Below are 16,309 nucleotides of genomic sequence, written 5' to 3' on the forward strand. Positions count from 1 at the left end.
GGGGCAGTCCGGGCACCACCGGCCCCGGGGCGCTCACCTGCGAAGGTGGCGGTGCGCGCCCCGGGCTCCACGGCTAGGGCCTAGGCGCCACCGGGGGCGCCGTGGCAGCGCTTGTACTTCTTGCCGGAGCCGCACGGGCACGGCGCGTTGCGGGACGGACCGGCGCTCGTGGCCGACGCACCCTGGCTCGGCGACGGGCGCCGGCCAGCGGGCTCCCGAGCCGGGCCGCCGAGGCCCAACGCCGGTGCCTGCTCCTGCTCCATGGCCACGGCGCCAGCGCCGGCAGCGCCGTCGATGGTGGGTGCCGAGTACTGGAGCGGCTGCTGCGGACGCTGCCGCCCGAGGCCCTTGGCCTTGATCTCGACGGTGGCGTCGTCGGGCATCGGCAGCGGCGCCGGGCCACCCGGCTGGGCGGGCGTGGGCGGCGCCTCTTCGACCTGGACCTCCAGGTTGAAGAGGAATCCGACGGTCTCCTCCTTGATGCCGTCCATCATCGTGGCGAACATCGCGTACCCCTCGCGCTGGTACTCGACGAGCGGGTCACGCTGGGCGTAGGCGCGCAGCCCCACGCCCTCCTGGAGGTAGTCCATCTCGTACAGGTGCTCGCGCCACTTCCGGTCGATCACCTGGAGCAGGACCATGCGCTCGAGCTGGCGCATCGCCTCGGAGCCGAGCTCCTCCTCGCGCCGCACGTACGCCGCGTGCGCGTCTTCCTTGAGCTGAGCGGTCAGGAAGTCGGCGTCGAGGTTGTTGAGCTCGCCGCCGGCCTCGTCCACGAGGTCGTCGACGGTGACACCGACGGGGTACAGCTGCTTGAGGCTGGTCATGAGCTGGTCGAGGTCCCAGTCTTCGGCGTACCCCTCGGCGGTGGCTCCGCCGACGTACGCCTCGACGACATCGTTGATCATGTGCTCGACCTGCTCGTGAAGGTCTTCGCCGTTGAGCACACGCTTGCGCTCGGCGTAGACCACCATGCGCTGCTTGTTGAGCACCTCGTCGTACTTGAGCACGTTCTTGCGGATCTCGGCGTTCTGGCCTTCGATCTGAGCCTGCGCGCTCTTGATCTGCCGAGTGACCATCTTGGACTCGATCGGCACGTCTTCGGGGATGTTGAGCCGCTCCATGACCGCCTCGACAGCGCCGGCCCGGAACCGCTTCATCAGTTCGTCCTGTAGCGACAGGTAGAAGCGCGACTCGCCCGGGTCGCCCTGCCGGCCGGAGCGGCCGCGGAGCTGGTTGTCGATGCGCCGGGAGTCGTGCCGCTCCGTGCCGAGCACGTACAGGCCACCGGCCTCGGCGACCTCTTCGGCCTCGGCGTCGCAGGCATCCTTCCACCTGGGAAGGATCTCTTCGAGCGCCTTGTAGTAGTCGTCTTCGTGCTCGACCGGGTCGAGGCCACGCTGGCGCAGTTCGTTCTTGGCGAGGAACTCGGGGTTGCCACCGAGCAGGATGTCGGTGCCGCGGCCGGCCATGTTGGTGGCGACGGTGACTGCGCCCTTGCGCCCGGCCTGCGCGACGATTTCCGCCTCTTTCTGGTGGAACTTCGCGTTGAGCACTGCGTGCGGAATGCCGCGGCGGCGCAGCATCTGCGAAAGGATCTCCGAGTTCTCCACGGAGACTGTGCCGACGAGGACCGGCTGGCCCAGGGTGTGCCGCTCGACGATGTCTTCGACCACGGCGTTGAACTTGGCCTTCTCGGTCTTGTAGATGACGTCGGAGCGGTCGAGCCGGATCATCGGGCGGTGGGTGGGGATGCTGACCACGCCGACCTTGTAGACCTTGTTGAACTCGCCGGCCTCGGTCTGGGCGGTGCCGGTCATACCGGACAGCTTCTCGTAGAGGCGGAAGTAGTTCTGGAGCGTGATCGTGGCGAGGGTCTGGTTTTCCTGCTTGATCTCGACGCCTTCTTTGGCCTCGATCGCCTGGTGCATGCCCTCGTTGTACCGGCGGCCATGCAGGATGCGCCCGGTGAACTCGTCGACGATCAGGACCTCGCCGTCGCTGACGATGTAGTCCTTGTCCTTCTTGTACAGCTCTTTGGCCTTGATGGCGTTGTTGAGATATCCGACGAGCGGGGTGTTGACCGACTCGTACAGGTTGTCGATGCCCAGTCGGTCTTCGACCTTCGCGACGCCGCGCTCGGTGATGGCGACGGTGCGCTTGGCGTAGTCGACCTCGTAGTCGCCCTCGCCGTCCTTGCCCGACTGCAACCTGGCCACGACCGTGGAGAACTCGCCGTACCAGCGAGCCGAGTGCTCCGCCGGACCGGAGATGATCAGCGGTGTGCGGGCCTCGTCGATCAAGATCGAGTCGACCTCGTCGACGATCGCGAAGTTGTGCCCGCGCTGCACCAACTCCTCGGCCGACCACGCCATGTTGTCGCGCAGGTAGTCGAAGCCGAACTCGTTGTTGGTGCCGTACGTGATGTCGCACTCGTACGCGGCACGGTGCTCGGCGGCGGGCCGGTTCGGCAGGATCACGCCCACACTGAGCCCGAGGAACCGGTGGATGCGACCCATCCATTCGGCGTCGCGCTGTGCCAGGTAGTCGTTGACCGTGACGATGTGCACGCCCTTGCCGGAGAGCGCGTTCAGGTACGCCGGGAGCATGGAGGTGAGGGTCTTGCCCTCACCGGTCTTCATCTCCGCGATGTTGCCGAAGTGCAGCGCGGCGCCACCCATGACCTGTACGTCGTAGGGCCGCTGGCCGAGCACGCGAGCGGCCGCCTCGCGCGCTGTCGCGAACGCCTCCGGCAGCAGGTCGTCGACGGTCTCACCGTCGGCGATCCGCTCCCGATACTGGTCGGTGAGCTCGCGAAGCTCGGCGTCGGTGAGGTCTGTGTAGTTGTCCTCTATCGAGTTGACCGCTGCAGCGATCACCTTCAGCCGGCGTACCATTCGGCCTTCGCCAGCACGAAGGAACTTTTCAAGAATCGACACGGGTCAACGCTCCCCTTGGACAGTCTGCCGAACCATCGTAGGCGCACCGTGAGGGGAACTGTCAGCCGCGCCTCCGGCCGACCGTGCGTAAGCGGACATTTCACCTGGGGCGAGCACCGAAACAGGTTACGCCAGCCGCGAACGATCCGGCACGATTACCCAGTGAACCTCAACCGGAATCCACGTCAGGCGCCATCGTGGGCGGCCACGACTCCCAGCGGGATCCGATGGTGACCCAGGATCAGATCACGGCGCCTGGTCTCGTGCTTCGCCAGTGGCGGGCCGACGACGCCGACGCGGTCTACCAGGCCTGCCAAGATCCCGACATCCAACTCTGGACCCGCGTGCCGGTGCCGTACGGGCGCGAAAATGCCCGGCACTTCGTCACCGAGCTGGCCCCGTCGGCCTGGGCGGACGGCACCGGCACGCATTTCGCGGTGACGGATGCCAACAGCGGCGAATTGCTCGGCTCGTGCGGGCTGGTCTCGATCGACCGGGTGCTGCGCTCGGCCGAGGTCGGCTACTGGACGGCGCCCTGGGCCCGTGGTCGGGGCGTGGCTGTCGGCGCCACCCGCACGGTGTGCCGCTGGGCATTCGAGGCGCTCGAAATGCGCCGCGTGGTCTGGCAGGCGGCGGTCGGCAACCACGCGTCCCGCCTGGTCGCGCTGCGGGCCGGGTTCCGGCTGGAGGGCGAGCTCCGGCTGGCGGACGGCAACCCGCTCGGCGGCCACGCCGGCTGGGTGGGGTCGCTGCTGCCGGGTGACCCGGTCGAGGTGCAGGTCGACGAGCTGACCGCCCGCCGGGCCAAGGTGTTCGGTCGGGCCCAGCCGATCCTGCACGCCAAGGAGGCGACGCTCCGCCGGCCCGACGAACGCGACATCGACGCGATGGTCGCAGCCTGCTCCGACCTGGACGCCGTGCGCTACACCACCGTCCCGACCCCGTACAGGCGCAAGGACGCCGAGGAGTTCGCGTTCCGGATCGCCCCGTTCGGCTGGGCACGCGGCGCGGGCGCGGTCTTCGCCATCACGGATCCGGCCGATACGTGGGTCGGCAACATCGACCTGCGGATCTCCGCCGACGACCCGCTGATCGGCGAGGTCGGCTTCCTCGTCGCTCCCGAGGCACGGGGACGCGGGTACGCCACGGCCGCGCTGCGAGCGGTGTGCGAGTGGGCGTTCGCGGAGGTGGGGCTCGCCCGCGTGAAATGGCGTGCGCACGTCGGCAACGTGGCGTCGCGGCGGGTCGCGGAGAAGGCCGGATTCACGATGGAGGGCATGTTGCGCGGCGACCTCGCCCACCGCGGCGAGCGCCGCGACGCGTGGATCGCCAGCCTCCTCCCGGGAGATTCCCTGTGACAGGCGCGACGCCGGTACAGGGCGACGGCGTGCTGCTGCGCCGGTTCACCGACGCCGACGTCAACGACCTGGTGGCCGGCTGCAACGACCCACTGACCGCACGGTTCATGCCGGGCCTGCCTCAGCCGTACAGCCCGTCCGACGCGTTCGGGTGGATCAGCCAGGGCGCGCCCGCTGCTTGGGCGTCGGGCGGCGCGGCGTTCGCGGTCGCCGACCCGGTCACCGGCCGCCTCATCGGCGGCGCCGGTCTCGGCCGGCTGGTGCCGGAGCGCGCTCAGGCCGAGATCGGGTATTGGGTGGCGCCGTGGGCGCGCCGCCGCGGGGTGGCCACCGCCGCCGCGACCGCGCTCGCCGGATGGGCGTTCGCCCGCGGTTTCGGGCGGCTGGAACTGCTGACCGACCTCGCCAACGCGCCCAGCCAGCGGGTCGCGCTGGCCGCGGGGTTCCAGCGCGAGGGGGTACGCCGAGGGGCCGCCCTCCGGCGCGACGGTCACCGGGACGACCTGGTGGTCTGGAGCCGGCTGGCCGATGACCCGCCGGGCCAGACACCGCGCCTGCTGCCCGATCTGCCGGCCGGCGGGCTCTCGGATGGGGTGGTCACGCTCCGCCCGCTCGGGCCGGGCGACGGCGAGTTTCTGCACACGTTGCTGACCACGCCGGATGTGGCGGCCACCAGCCTGCCGCCCATCGCGCCAGATCGCGACGAGGTGGAGCTGCGGTGCGCCCGCGCCGAGGGCCGCTGGCTCGCCGGCGAGCGGGCCGACTTCGTGATCGTCCATGCGCTGACCGGTGCGGCGACCGGCAACATCGGCCTGTACTACGACGAGCCGCGCAGTGGCCAGGCGATGATCGGGTACGCGATGCTGCCGCCCTGGCGCGGGCGCGGCCTTCCCACGCGGGCGGCGCGATTGCTCGCCGGATGGGCGTTCACCGAGGCGGGGATCGACCGCCTGACCGCCGGCACGCGACCGGGAAACGTCGCGTCTCAGCGGGTGCTGGAGAAGGCCGGGTTCCGGCGCGAGGGGTACCTGCGCGGCCGGCTGCCAGGCTTCTCCGGCACCCGCGTCGACGACGTGATCTACGGCCTGCTTGCCGGGGATCTCGTGCTGGTTCAGACAGCCAGCGAGAGGATGCCGTAGTCGTAGCCCTTGCGCCGGTACACGACGCTGGGCCGGCCCGTTTCCTTGTCGAGGAACAAGTAGAAGTCGTGCCCGACGAGCTCCATCTGGAACAGAGCGTCGTCGATGGTCATCGGCTCACCGGTGTGCTCCTTCTCGCGCACGATGTGCCAGGGCTGGTCGTCGTACTCCTCCTCCTCGACCGGCGCGGGAGCACGGCTCCCGTTGACCGCTGGAGTACTAGGTAGCTCGGTTGGCAGGCCCGCCGTCGCGGCGGCGACGGAGACGGGTGCGCGCCTGCCGCGATGGACGCGGCGCCGGTCGGCGGCACGGCGTAGCCGGGTGTCGAGCTTGGCGATCGCGCAGTCGAGCGCCGCGTAGAAGTCCTGCGCACAGGCTTCCGCGCGAACTACCGGCCCGCGGGAGAACACCGTGATCTCTACGCGCTGGCAGTGGTCGGACTGTCGCGGGTTTCGCTCGTGGAATAGTTCGACGTCGACGCGGATGAGCTTGTGGTCGTAGCGCTCAATCTTTGCGAGTTTTTCGGATACATGAACTCGGTAGTGATCGGGCACTTCAACGTTGCGCCCCTTGACGACGATGTCCACGCGTGACCTCCCCCACGATTGATCTGTGGCATGTCACCGGCCCGTTGCCGATGACATGAAGGAATCGCTCCTCCTCTCGGCAGCGGGCGCCCGAAGTACGAGCCGCCCTTGCGGGGTTGAACCCATGGTCATACCCCGGTGAAGTCGACGCTAACTCCTGTTCGGCCGCTCGTCACCCCCCCAGGCGAGACCGGTTCGAGAAGAATCGCCCAAGCCGCACGAACGGGTGAAAAGGATATCTAGCGAGCGTTCCTCAACTGTGTCGCTGCGAGTACGGCGCTTGCACGCACAGTCACCCCAACGGTCGCCAGCCGTCTCGATGTGGCCGCGAGCGTCGCACCCGTCGTCATGATGTCGTCGACCACGACGACCGCGCGCCCGGCGGCAGCACGCCGCAGCGCCGGCGCCCGGCCGGTCGCGATCCGGAACGCGCCCGCCGACGCCGTGAGCCGCGCGGCGCGATCCAGGTCCGCGGAGTCGGCGCGCGGCCGTGCCCGCAACGGGCGCGCCACCGCCGCCGGCCAGCCGGCACGCCGCAGGCTCGCGGCCGCGTTCGCGGCAAGCCGCCGCATGTGGTCGCCATGCCGGCTCCGCGCGGCCCTCGCGGTGTCAGGCACAGGCACAAGGAGTACGCGGGCAGGGCCCCACCCACCGAATAGGCGACCACGTCGGCGAGCAGGGCACCGAGCGGCACCGCCAACCCGTGCCGCCCGCGCTCCTTGTACGCCAGCAGCGCCTCCCGCAGTGCTCCGGCGTACGGCCCCAGCGTGCCGCACGGCGGCAGGCCCTCCGGCGCCGGAGTCGGACGTGCGGGGCCGGGCCGCAACGCCGTCAACTCGCCCACACAGGTGTCGCAGACGCCGTACCGCAGCGGCACCCGTTCGGAGCCGCAGCCGGCGCACCCGGCGGGCAGCACCAGGTCGGTGACGGCGGTCCAGACGCCCACGGCGATCAGCTCAGGAAGAAGGGGGCGGTGGCGTTGCCCGGCTGTGCGTTGGCGGGCCCGTTCACGACCTCGTTCGCCTGGATGATCAGCTCCGGTCCCTGCGCGTCGTACCCCTTCCCACCCGCCACATACATGATCTTGATGCCCTCGACGCTGCCCGGACTCGAAAATCCGACGAGATACGTCACGGTGCCGCCGCCCAGCTCGTAACTGGGATCAGCCTCGGCCACGCCGTCGATGGTGACCTTGCCGATCGTGCTCTTGCCAGCGCGCACTCCGGCGACGGCCAACTGGCCCTCGCCGCTCCAGGCCACCTCGGTGAGCTGTTGGAGCGTGGTCGGCACCGGGCGGACCGCCAGCACCTCCACCGACCGGTCGTCGCGGCCGAGCGCGGCGACCCACAGCCGCCCGTCCGCGACGACGGCGAGCCGCCTGCCGTCGGGGGCGGCGCTGACCGCGCTGACCGCGCCAGGCACGCCCGGTAGGCCGACCCGCGTCAGCTCACCACGGTCGAGGCCGAACTGGTACAGGCCGCCCTCCACGACGACGAGCCCGGTGTCGAGCGGCGCCTTCAACCACACAGGCCGACCGATCGACTGGTGCTCCGAACCGACCGGGGTGAACGAGCGCGGCCGGTCGCCGCCGGTCGCCCCGACGATCAGTTGTTGCCGCTGACCGCGCGCGACGACGAGCGCGCCAGCCGTCACGCCGGAGCCGCTGGCCAGGGCCGCGAACAGCACGTCGTGGTTGACCGCGTTGGTGAGCAGCGCGGGCAACGGGTCCCGACCGTTGTTGGGCGAGCTGTTCAGCCGGTAGATCTTGCGCTGGTAGATCGCGAACCGCTCCGGGGTCTCGCTGGAAGTGCCCGCCTGGTTCGCGTCGAGGTACGCCTGATCCATCGTGATGACCCGAGGCGACTGCCCCTCGATCTTCACCTCCAGGTCTTTACGCAACGACGGCGGCAGCGACCATATGAGCTGCCGGCCAAGGTCAGCCGGGTCGTAGTCGGGCGCCCCCGCCTCGGCGGAAAGGCTGATCTCCAACCGGTCGCCGGTATCGGGCACGGTGCCGGTGCGCTGGGTGCCCGCCGGCAACCGCCGCACCGCTGGGCGCAGCAGGTCGGACGGGCCGGCGATCAAACGGTCGAGGATCTCGGTCGGCTGGCCCTCGGGCGGCACCGCCCGCGGCATGTACCGCAGGTCGGGCACCAGCGCGGTGCGCTCGGCGTTCCAGAAGTAGATGGTCTGCGGCTCGTAGTACCCGTTGAGCGGGTTGCTGTCGAGCGCGGAGACATTGAGCAGCAGCACGTTGGGCGGGACGGTGACGAACCAGCCGCTGTTGCCCTCGACCTGCCCGATCCCGATGGTGTAGGTCGTCACCGTCAGTGCTGGCGGGTTGACGCGCCCGTCGCCGTCGAGCACCCCGACCTGGTCGACCTGCAGCGTGGCAATCGACGTGCCGTCGGCGTTGTCGGCCACCGTGCGCGAGCGCACCCGCACCAGGTTGACCGGCGGCTCCTCCTGCGACTCCTTGAACTCGTCCTTGACCGCTGGCGCGAGGTAGTTGCGCACCCGCAGGTGCGTCTCCCGTGGCTCACCGGCCGCGGCCAGGAGGAAGTTGTCGACGAACTGCTCTTTCGAGGCGGCCGAGTCACGGGGCGGCGGGGCGGCGCCGACCCCGCCGCTGGTGGCGAATCCCGGCGAAGGGCCCGGCCCGTCGACCCGTACCTCTGTCTCGTCGGGTATGCCGCAGCCGGCCGCTCCGAGCCCGATCGCCAGCGCCGCGGCCAGCACCGATCGCCGACGCGTCACGCCGTCACCTCGGCCTGCGGCACCAGGCGCAGTGGCGACGAGGTAAGCCGGTCGCCGGCCCGCACCGGCAGGGTGAGCCGGAACTGGGCCCCCTGACCCGGCGCGCCCCACGCTTCCAGCCAACCGCCGTGCAGCCGCGCGTCTTCCAGACTGATCGACAGGCCGAGCCCGGTGCCGCCGGTCTGCCGGGCCCGCGACGGGTCGGCCCGCCAGAACCTGTTGAACACCAGCTTCTCCTCGCCCGGCCGCAGCCCGATGCCGTGGTCACGAACGGTCATCGCCACGGCGGACTCGTCGGCGCCGAGGGTGACTCCGACCGGCTTGCCCTCGCTGTGCTCGACCGCGTTGCCGACGAGGTTGCGCAGGACCCGCTCGACCCGTCGAGGATCCACCTCGGCGATCACCGGTGTGTCGGGCATGTGCAGGTCGATCGCCACGCCGGCCCGTTCAGCGACGCCCGCGAGCCGATCGACGACCCTGCGTACGACCGGCACCAGGTCGGTTGGCTCCGCGTCCAGCATGGCGAAGCCGGCGTCGAAGCGACTGATCTCCAGCAGGTCGGTGAGCAGGCTCTCGAACCGGTCGAGCTCAGCCTGCAACAGCTCGGCCGAGCGCGCGACGGCCGGGTCGAACTCGTCACGCTCGGCGAAGATCAGATCGGCCGCCATCCGGACGGTGGTCAACGGCGTGCGCAGCTCGTGCGAGACGTCGGAGGTGAACCGGCGCTGGAGCCGCGACATCTCCTCGAGTCGCACGATCTGGCGCTGGAGATTCGTCGCCATCTGGTTGAACGCCGCAGCGAGCTGGGCCAGGTCGTCTTCGCCGTTGACCGCCATCCGCTGGTCGAGCAGCCCGGCGGAGAGGCGCTGTGCGGTACGGGCGGCCACCCGTACCGGGTTGACGACCAGGCGGGTAACCAGAGCCGCCAGCACACCGAGCAGCACCACCAGCGCCACGCCGGTGAAGAGCACCATCGTGCGGATCTGGTTGGCCACCTGGTCCTCGGTGGTCAGGGGGACAATCCGGTACAGCTCGACCTGGCCAAAGCTGGTGGGCACCCGGGAGCCGTACACGAGGAATTTGGTCGGGCCGGGGCCGAGATCGGCCGTGCGGATCTGCTTGGCCACTCGGCCCTGGAACGCCACCGCGTCTTCGAGCTCGTCGCCGATCAGCGGGCTGACATCGACACCGAGCGGCGCCGCGCTCTTGAGGTTGGTGTGCTTGACGGCCGTCAGCGCCACCATCCCGCCCTGCTCGGGCCCGCCGCCGGACAGGTAGGTCGCGGTCTGGTTGAGCGTCACCTGGATGTCCGGGTCATACGGCTGGTCGTAGACGCTCAGCTGGTTCGCCGCGTACTCGACGTCGTCGTGGAGCTGCGAGCTGACCCCGGACTCGGTGCCTTGCATCAGGATGTTCGTGCTCTGGGTGGCCACCAGGTACGAGAAGCCGCCAACCAGCAGGCTGGAGGCGACCAGCGTGATGGTGACGACGCGGGCGTGCAGCGACCGCCGCCACGTCAGACGCACGGGCGCGCCCAGCGCGACACCGCGCTGGGCGGCGGCCCGCCAGGCACCGTGGGCAGCGGCGAGCGCGCGCCTGCCGAGTGCGGAAGCCTTGCCGAGCGCGGATGCGGAGGGTGCCGAAAGTGCCACAGTCGGCCCCAGGCTATCCGGTGCCCGCCTTGTAGCCCACGCCCCGCACGGTCAGGATGATCTCCGGCCGCTCAGGGTCGGGCTCGATCTTGGCCCGCAGCCGCTGGACGTGCACGTTGACCAGCCGGGTGTCGGCAGCGTGCCGGTATCCCCACACCTGCTCCAGCAGCACCTCGCGGGTGAACACCTGGCGCGGCTTGCGGGCCAGCGCGACCAGCAGGTCGAACTCGAGCGGGGTCAGCTTGACCTCGTCGCCGTCGCGGCTCACGGTGTGCGCCGGCACGTCGATGTTGATCTGGTTGCCGGGCGGGCCGATGGTCAACATCTCGGGCGCAGCGTCCTCGCCCCGGCGCAGCCGGGCCCGCATCCGGGCGACCAGTTCCTTGGGCTTGAACGGTTTGACCACGTAGTCGTCGGCGCCTGACTCCAGACCCAGCACCACGTCGACGGTGTCGCTCTTGGCGGTCAGCATGACGATCGGAATGCCGGACTCGGTACGTATCGACCTGCACACGTCGATGCCGCTCATTCCAGGCAACATCAGGTCAAGGAGGACTATGTCGGGACGGTTCTCCCGGAACGCGGCCAACGCCCGCTCGCCATCGGCCACGAAGGAGGGCAGGAAACCCTCACTCCGCAACACAATGCCGAGCATCTCGGCGAGTGCGGGATCGTCGTCGACCACCAGTACCCGTGCCCTCATGCGTTCAATATTCCACCTCGCTTCAGATCCGTGTGTCCGGCTCCACGGGCGGTTCACCTGCGCATACGACAAATCGGACGATCAACATCGGTCGTCAGGGTGGCCGGGGCGGACCGATTGGCCACACCGTGCCAGGATGGCGCAGTGCTGCCGCTGCGTCCCCTTACCGTCGGCGAGCTTCTCGACGCCGCGGTGACGCTGCTACGGACGCACGGGCGAGTGTTGCTGCCCGTCGCGGCGGTGCTCGCCGCGCTCGAGCAGGCGCTGCTCGCTCCCCTCCGGCGGTCCGCCGACGCGCAGCCGCCCGCCTACCTACCCGACTCCGACCTCCTCAGCTTGTACTGGCTGCTGCTCGCCGTAGGCGCCGCCACCGAGATGACGATCATCGTGCTGCTCGGTGGGCTCACGTCGCGAGCCGCGGCGGCCTCCGTCCTCGGCCAGCCAGTTCCCGCAAGCCGCCTGATCGACCCGCGCGGTGCCCGGTGGGGGCGGGTCGCGCTGGTCGCCGCGGTGACCGGCGCCGCCATGTTCGCGGCGGCACTCGCCGGACCGGCCTGGTTCGCCGTGTACGCCCTGCTCGGCCTGGTCGCCCCTGCCGTTGTACTCGATCGCCTCGGACCGGGTCGGGCGCTGGTGCGCAGCGCGGGCCTGGCGTGCCGCGCGGGCCTGCGTGCCGGTGGGGTACGGGTGCTCGGCTATCTGGCGTGGCTGGCGATCCGGGTGGCGCTCGGCTTCGGCGCGGTCGCCGCGCTCGACGCGCTCAGCCTCGACCGGCCGCAGTGGACCGGCCTGCTCAGCGCGGTCGCCTGGCTGCTGGTCAACACGCTCGCCTACCCGACGCTCGCCTGCCTCGACGCCGTGCTGCACCTGGAGACCCGGATGCGCACCGAAGGGCTCGACATCCTGCTCTCCCGGGCCCGCCATCACGGCCGGCTGGCCCCCGACCTGCTCGCGCTGGCCCGATGAGCCGGTGGTGGACAGAGTCGGTGGCGGCGCTGGGCGACGTCGTCCCGCTGCCGCTGGCGGCGCTGCTCCTAGTGCTGCTCGCGGGCCTGGTCGCCGCCGGCTGGCGATGGTGGCCGGCCTGGGTGCCGCGCCGCCGGCCGAGCTGGCTCCGGTGGCCACGCCTGCGCATGCCGCGCCTGCGGTGGCCCCGGTTCCGCTGGCCCTGGCGCCGCCGTGAGAGCGTGCCCGAGCCTGCCACCGGCAAGAGCGCGGCAGGCCCCGACGAGCTTCCCGACATGCCGGTGGCGGCGTTCATCTCGCTGGCCGACCGGCTCGCCGCGCAGGGCCGGTACGCCGAGGCCGTGCGCGAACGGCTGCGCGCGATGGTGCGCGAACTGGTCGACCGGCGCGTCGTCGAGCATCGTCCAGGATGGACGGTGACCGAGCTGGCCGGCGCAGCGGGGAGAGCCCGGCCCGCGGTCGACGAGCCGCTGCGCGCGGCCGGTGGCGTCTTCTCCGACCTCTGGTACGGCCAGCTTCCCGCCACCTCCCAGCACGACGCGCGCATGCGTGAGCTGACCGACCAGCTGCGGCGGGCCCTGTGATGGCGGCAGTGTCATGAGGTGGCACCGGATCGCGATCCCCATCGGCATCGCGGCGCTTCTGTTGACGGTGACCGGCGTCACGTACGCCATCGAGCAGCCCGACCCGACCGACGCCGACTTCCTCAGCCCGGTCAGCGAGGCGCCGATCGGTGGCCGCGCGCTCGCCGACGCCTTGCGCCGCGAGGGCGTACGGGTGCACCGGACGGCCAGCACGCTCGACGCGATCGGCGCCGCGTACGAGGGGAACGCCACACTCTTCGTGCCGGTGCCGGGCGTCTCACACCCGGACTACCTGCGCATGCTGTCGTCCCTGCCGGCCAGCACCCGGATCGTGCTCGTCGACCCGTCCGCCCGTACCCTCGACACCGTGGCGGCGCCGGTCGCGACCAGCGTGCGCCGGTGGGCGGCCAAAGCGACCGAGCCGGGCTGCGCGCTCGACGAGGCCCGCCGCGCCGGCATTGCCGCGGCGCTGCGCCAGCGGTACGACGCTGACGGCGAGCGGTGCTACGACGCCGGGCTCGTCCTGACCCGGTGGTCGGCGGCCGAGCTTGTGGTGATCGGGGCGAACGAACCGTTCCGCAACGACCGCGTCGACGAGCACGGCAACCTCGCGCTCGCCGTCGGACTGCTGTCCAGCCGGTCCACAGTGGTCTGGCTCGACCTGCACGAGCTCGAAAAGCCACCGCCGGGAAACGTCGACCCGCCCGGCACCGCGCCGGACCGGCCGCCCTCGCAGGACCCTTCGTACGAAGGCGATTCCGGTAGTGAGCCGGGAGAAGGCGACAGCGGGAATGGGCGCTCCGGCAACGGATCCGCCTCTGGCGGGTCCGAAGGAGACGGTGGAGAGGCGGCACCACCCGGCGAGGGGCGTAACCCGCTTTGGGACGCGTTCCCGCCCTGGTTCTGGGCGGTGCTGGTCCAGCTCGCCCTGGCCGCCCTGGTCGTCGCGCTCTGGCGGGCGCGACGGCTCGGCCCGCCAGTGAGCGAGCCGCTGCCGGCTACCGTGCGGGGCGCCGAAACCGTGCTGGGCCGTGGCCGGCTGTACCGCCGGGCCAAGGCGCGCGGGCCCACCGCCGACATCCTGCGAGAAGCGGCACGCCAGCGCGCGGCGACCCTGCTGCGGCTGGAGCCGGACGCCGACGAGGGGGCGCTGGCCGACGCGGTCGCCGTGCACACCGGCTGGAACAGGGACGAGGTGGACCACCTGCTGTACGGTGCCTCCCCGGAGACCGACGAGGAACTGGTCGCGCTGGCCGCTGACCTCGACGCGCTGGCACACGAGGTCGGCGCGCCACCCGTGAGGACCGACGAAGGAGAGCAGCGGTGACCCACCCCGCCGACGCCGACCACGCCCGAGCGGCCCTGCACCGGCTGCGCGCCGAGGTCGCCAAGGCGGTGGTCGGGCAGGACGCCATCGTGAGCGGGCTGGTGATCGCGCTGCTGTGCCGCGGCCACGTGCTCCTCGAAGGCGTGCCAGGCGTCGCCAAGACCCTGATGGTGCGCACCCTCGCCGCCGCGCTCGACCTCGACGCCAAGCGCCTGCAGTTCACGCCCGACCTCATGCCCGGCGACGTCACCGGCTCGCTGGTGTACGACCCGCACAGCGCGGCTTTCGAGTTCCGCACCGGGCCGGTGTTCACCAACCTGCTGCTCGCCGACGAGATCAACCGCACGCCGCCGAAGACCCAGTCGGCGCTGCTGGAGGTCATGGAGGAGCGGCAGGTGTCGGTGGAAGGCACGCCACGCCCCCTCCCCGAGCCGTTCATCGTGGCCGCCACCCAGAACCCCATCGAGTACGAGGGCACGTATCCACTGCCCGAGGCTCAGCTCGATCGGTTCCTCATCAAGCTGACCGTGCCGCTGCCCGGCCGCGACGAGGAGATCGGCGTGCTGCGCGCGCATCACAACGGGTTCGATCCGCGCGACCTCAAGGCGGCCGGCGTGCAACGGGTCGCCAGCGCCGCCGATCTGGCCGCGGGCCGGGCCGCCGTGCAACGGGTGGGCGTCGCCGACGCTGTGCTCGGTTACGTCGTGGACCTGTGCAGGGCCACCCGGACGTCGCCGTCACTGGAGTTGGGCGCCTCGCCGCGCGGCGCGACCGCCCTGCTGGGCACCGCCAAGGCGTGGGCCTGGCTGGCCGGGCGTGAGTACGTGACGCCCGACGACATCAAGGCGGTAGCGCGGGCCACCCTCCGGCACCGCGTCCGGCTGCGCCCAGAGGCCGAGTTGGAAGGCGTGACGCCGGACGCGGTACTCGACGCTGTGCTCGCCACCGTGCCCACGCCGCGGTAATGCTCACCGGCCGGACCGCCGCGCTCCTCGCGCTCAGCGCCGCCACGCTTCCGCTGTGGCCGTCGCCGTGGTGGGGCGTCGTGCTTCTCACCGCAGCGGTCCTGGCGCTCGCGGCGGCCGACGCCGCGCTCGCCGCGCCGCTGCGCGGCGTGCTCCTTCGCCGCGACGGGGCCCGCGCGGTCCGGCTCGGCGAGACCGCCGCGGTGACGCTGAGCGTCCACAATGACTCCCCACGCGTCCTGCGCGCGCAGGTCCGGGATTCCTGGGTACCGTCAGCCGGCGCGCCCTCGCGGGTGCACCGGGTGGTAGTGGAGCCGCGCGCGTCGGCCGGGATCGAGACCACGGTGATGCCGACCCGGCGCGGTGACCGCCCGGCTGTGCGGGTGAGCGTGCGCTCGTACGGCCCGCTGGGGCTGGCGTTCCGGCAGCGTGCCGGCCGCCCCGCCACGCCGCCGTGGCGCCTGCGGGTGCTGCCGCGCTTCGACTCACGGCGCTTCCTGCCGGAGAAGATGGCCCGGCTGCGCACGCTCGAAGGCGCGCGGGTGACCCGGGGACGAGGGCAGGGCACCGAATTCGACGCGCTGCGCGAGTATGTGATCGGTGACGACGTCCGGTCGATCGACTGGCGGGCCAGCGCGCGCCGTTCCGACGTACTCGTGCGCACCTGGCGACCGGAGCGCGACCGCCGGGTCGTATGCGTGCTCGACACCGGGCGCACGTCGGCGGTGCGGGTGGGTGACGAACCGCGGCTCGACGCGTCGATCGACGCCGCCCTGCTGCTCGCGGCGCTCGCCTCGCGGGCCGGCGACCAGGTGGATCTGCTCGCGGTCGACACCGCGGTGCGCGCCACCGTGTCCGGCGGCCGCCATGTGCTGCTCCCCCGCCTCGTCAACGCGCTCGCGCCGCTCCAACCATCCCTTGTGGAGACCGACTTCGAGTTGGTGGTCGGCGAGGTTCTGCGGCGCGAGCGGAAACGCGCGCTGGTGGTGCTGTTCACCGCGCTGGAGCCGGGCGCGCTCGGCGAAGGGCTGCTGCCGGTGCTGCCGCGACTGGCGGCGCGGCACCGCGTGATCGTGGCGGCGGTGCACGACCCGCTGCTGGAGCGGATGGCCGAGCCGACCGGCGACCCGTACCTGTCAGCCGCGGCGATCCGCACCCTCGGCGAGCGAGACCGGGTGCGGTCGGCGCTGACCCGCAACGGGGTCACGGTGCTCGACGCGCCGCTCGACGTGTTTCCGTCTCGCCTCTGCGACGCGTACCTGACGTTGAAGCAGGCCGGCCGCCTCTGACAGCGCGCGGCGGCCAGCCGCCCGAACAGGGTGGCTGGCCGCC

11 protein-coding genes and 2 pseudogenes are annotated in these 16,309 nt (G+C 71.4%); 7 read left to right on the top strand and 6 right to left on the bottom strand.

The genetic code is table 11. The features are described 5' to 3' along the window. Window positions 1-80: 80 nt before the first annotated feature. Window positions 81-2,939 carry a preprotein translocase subunit SecA gene (gene secA / locus V6V89_RS29140; protein ID WP_334622674.1) on the bottom strand — a complete coding sequence of 953 codons (2,859 nt, stop codon included), beginning with the start codon at window positions 2,937-2,939 and terminating at the stop codon, window positions 81-83. A 230-nt stretch (window positions 2,940-3,169) separates the two neighbouring features. On the opposite strand from secA, the gene V6V89_RS29145 reads away from it, so the two are divergent. After that, window positions 3,170-4,297 carry a GNAT family N-acetyltransferase gene (locus V6V89_RS29145; RefSeq protein ID WP_334622675.1) on the top strand — a complete coding sequence of 376 codons (1,128 nt, stop codon included), beginning with the start codon at window positions 3,170-3,172 and terminating at the stop codon, window positions 4,295-4,297. Further along, a complete protein-coding gene (locus V6V89_RS29150) occupies window positions 4,294-5,436 on the top strand; it encodes a GNAT family N-acetyltransferase (RefSeq protein WP_334622676.1) in 1,143 nt (380 codons plus the stop codon). Before V6V89_RS29145 ends, V6V89_RS29150 begins: the two co-directional genes overlap by 4 nt. On the opposite strand, the gene hpf is transcribed toward V6V89_RS29150, so the two are convergent. The 5 genes and pseudogenes from hpf to mtrA form a co-directional block, all read right to left on the bottom strand. Next, window positions 5,409-6,023: a ribosome hibernation-promoting factor, HPF/YfiA family gene (gene hpf / locus V6V89_RS29155; RefSeq protein WP_334622677.1), complete on the bottom strand. Its 615-nt coding sequence runs from the start codon at window positions 6,021-6,023 to the stop codon at window positions 5,409-5,411. The genes V6V89_RS29150 and hpf overlap by 28 nt on opposite strands. A 239-nt stretch (window positions 6,024-6,262) precedes the next feature. After that, window positions 6,263-6,939 (bottom strand): annotated as a pseudogene (locus V6V89_RS29160) (ComF family protein). 35 nt (window positions 6,940-6,974) lie between these two features. Next, window positions 6,975-8,780, bottom strand: a complete 1,806-nt coding sequence (locus tag V6V89_RS29165) for an LpqB family beta-propeller domain-containing protein (protein ID WP_334622678.1) — start codon at window positions 8,778-8,780, stop codon at window positions 6,975-6,977. Between the two features lie 17 nt (window positions 8,781-8,797). After that, a pseudogene (gene mtrB / locus V6V89_RS29170) lies at window positions 8,798-10,318 on the bottom strand (MtrAB system histidine kinase MtrB); the annotation flags it as partial. Window positions 10,319-10,445: 127 nt separating this feature from the next. Then, window positions 10,446-11,135: an MtrAB system response regulator MtrA gene (gene mtrA / locus V6V89_RS29175; RefSeq protein WP_334622680.1), complete on the bottom strand. Its 690-nt coding sequence runs from the start codon at window positions 11,133-11,135 to the stop codon at window positions 10,446-10,448. Window positions 11,136-11,279: 144 nt separating this feature from the next. On the opposite strand from mtrA, the gene V6V89_RS29180 reads away from it, so the two are divergent. The 5 genes from V6V89_RS29180 to V6V89_RS29200 are packed head-to-tail and all read left to right on the top strand — an operon-like array spanning window position 11,280 to window position 16,266. Further along, entirely contained in the window at window positions 11,280-12,101 is an 822-nt protein-coding gene (locus tag V6V89_RS29180; protein ID WP_334622681.1) for a hypothetical protein, read from the top strand. After that, a complete protein-coding gene (locus V6V89_RS29185) occupies window positions 12,098-12,685 on the top strand; it encodes a DUF4129 domain-containing protein (protein WP_334622682.1) in 588 nt (195 codons plus the stop codon). Before V6V89_RS29180 ends, V6V89_RS29185 begins: the two co-directional genes overlap by 4 nt. A 13-nt stretch (window positions 12,686-12,698) precedes the next feature. Further along, entirely contained in the window at window positions 12,699-14,012 is a 1,314-nt protein-coding gene (locus V6V89_RS29190; protein WP_334622683.1) for a DUF4350 domain-containing protein, read from the top strand. Then, window positions 14,009-14,977 (top strand): AAA family ATPase, encoded by a 969-nt coding sequence (locus tag V6V89_RS29195; protein WP_334622684.1) that lies wholly within the window; start codon window positions 14,009-14,011, stop codon window positions 14,975-14,977. The genes V6V89_RS29190 and V6V89_RS29195 overlap by 4 nt, the downstream gene beginning before the upstream one ends. Further along, entirely contained in the window at window positions 14,977-16,266 is a 1,290-nt protein-coding gene (locus V6V89_RS29200; RefSeq protein ID WP_334622685.1) for a DUF58 domain-containing protein, read from the top strand. The genes V6V89_RS29195 and V6V89_RS29200 overlap by 1 nt, the downstream gene beginning before the upstream one ends. Window positions 16,267-16,309: the final 43 nt, after the last annotated feature.

The sequence above is a fragment of the Micromonospora sp. CPCC 206061 genome (assembly GCF_036906915.1).
GTDB lineage: Bacteria > Actinomycetota > Actinomycetes > Mycobacteriales > Micromonosporaceae > Phytohabitans.

Coding starts and splice junctions, on each gene's coding strand:
- mtrA (WP_334622680.1), bottom strand. CDS start 11,135: ATGAGGGCACGGGTACTGGTGGTCGACGACGATCCCGCACTCGCCGAG.
- V6V89_RS29185 (WP_334622682.1), top strand. CDS start 12,098: ATGAGCCGGTGGTGGACAGAGTCGGTGGCGGCGCTGGGCGACGTCGTC.
- V6V89_RS29190 (WP_334622683.1), top strand. CDS start 12,699: ATGAGGTGGCACCGGATCGCGATCCCCATCGGCATCGCGGCGCTTCTG.
- V6V89_RS29200 (WP_334622685.1), top strand. CDS start 14,977: ATGCTCACCGGCCGGACCGCCGCGCTCCTCGCGCTCAGCGCCGCCACG.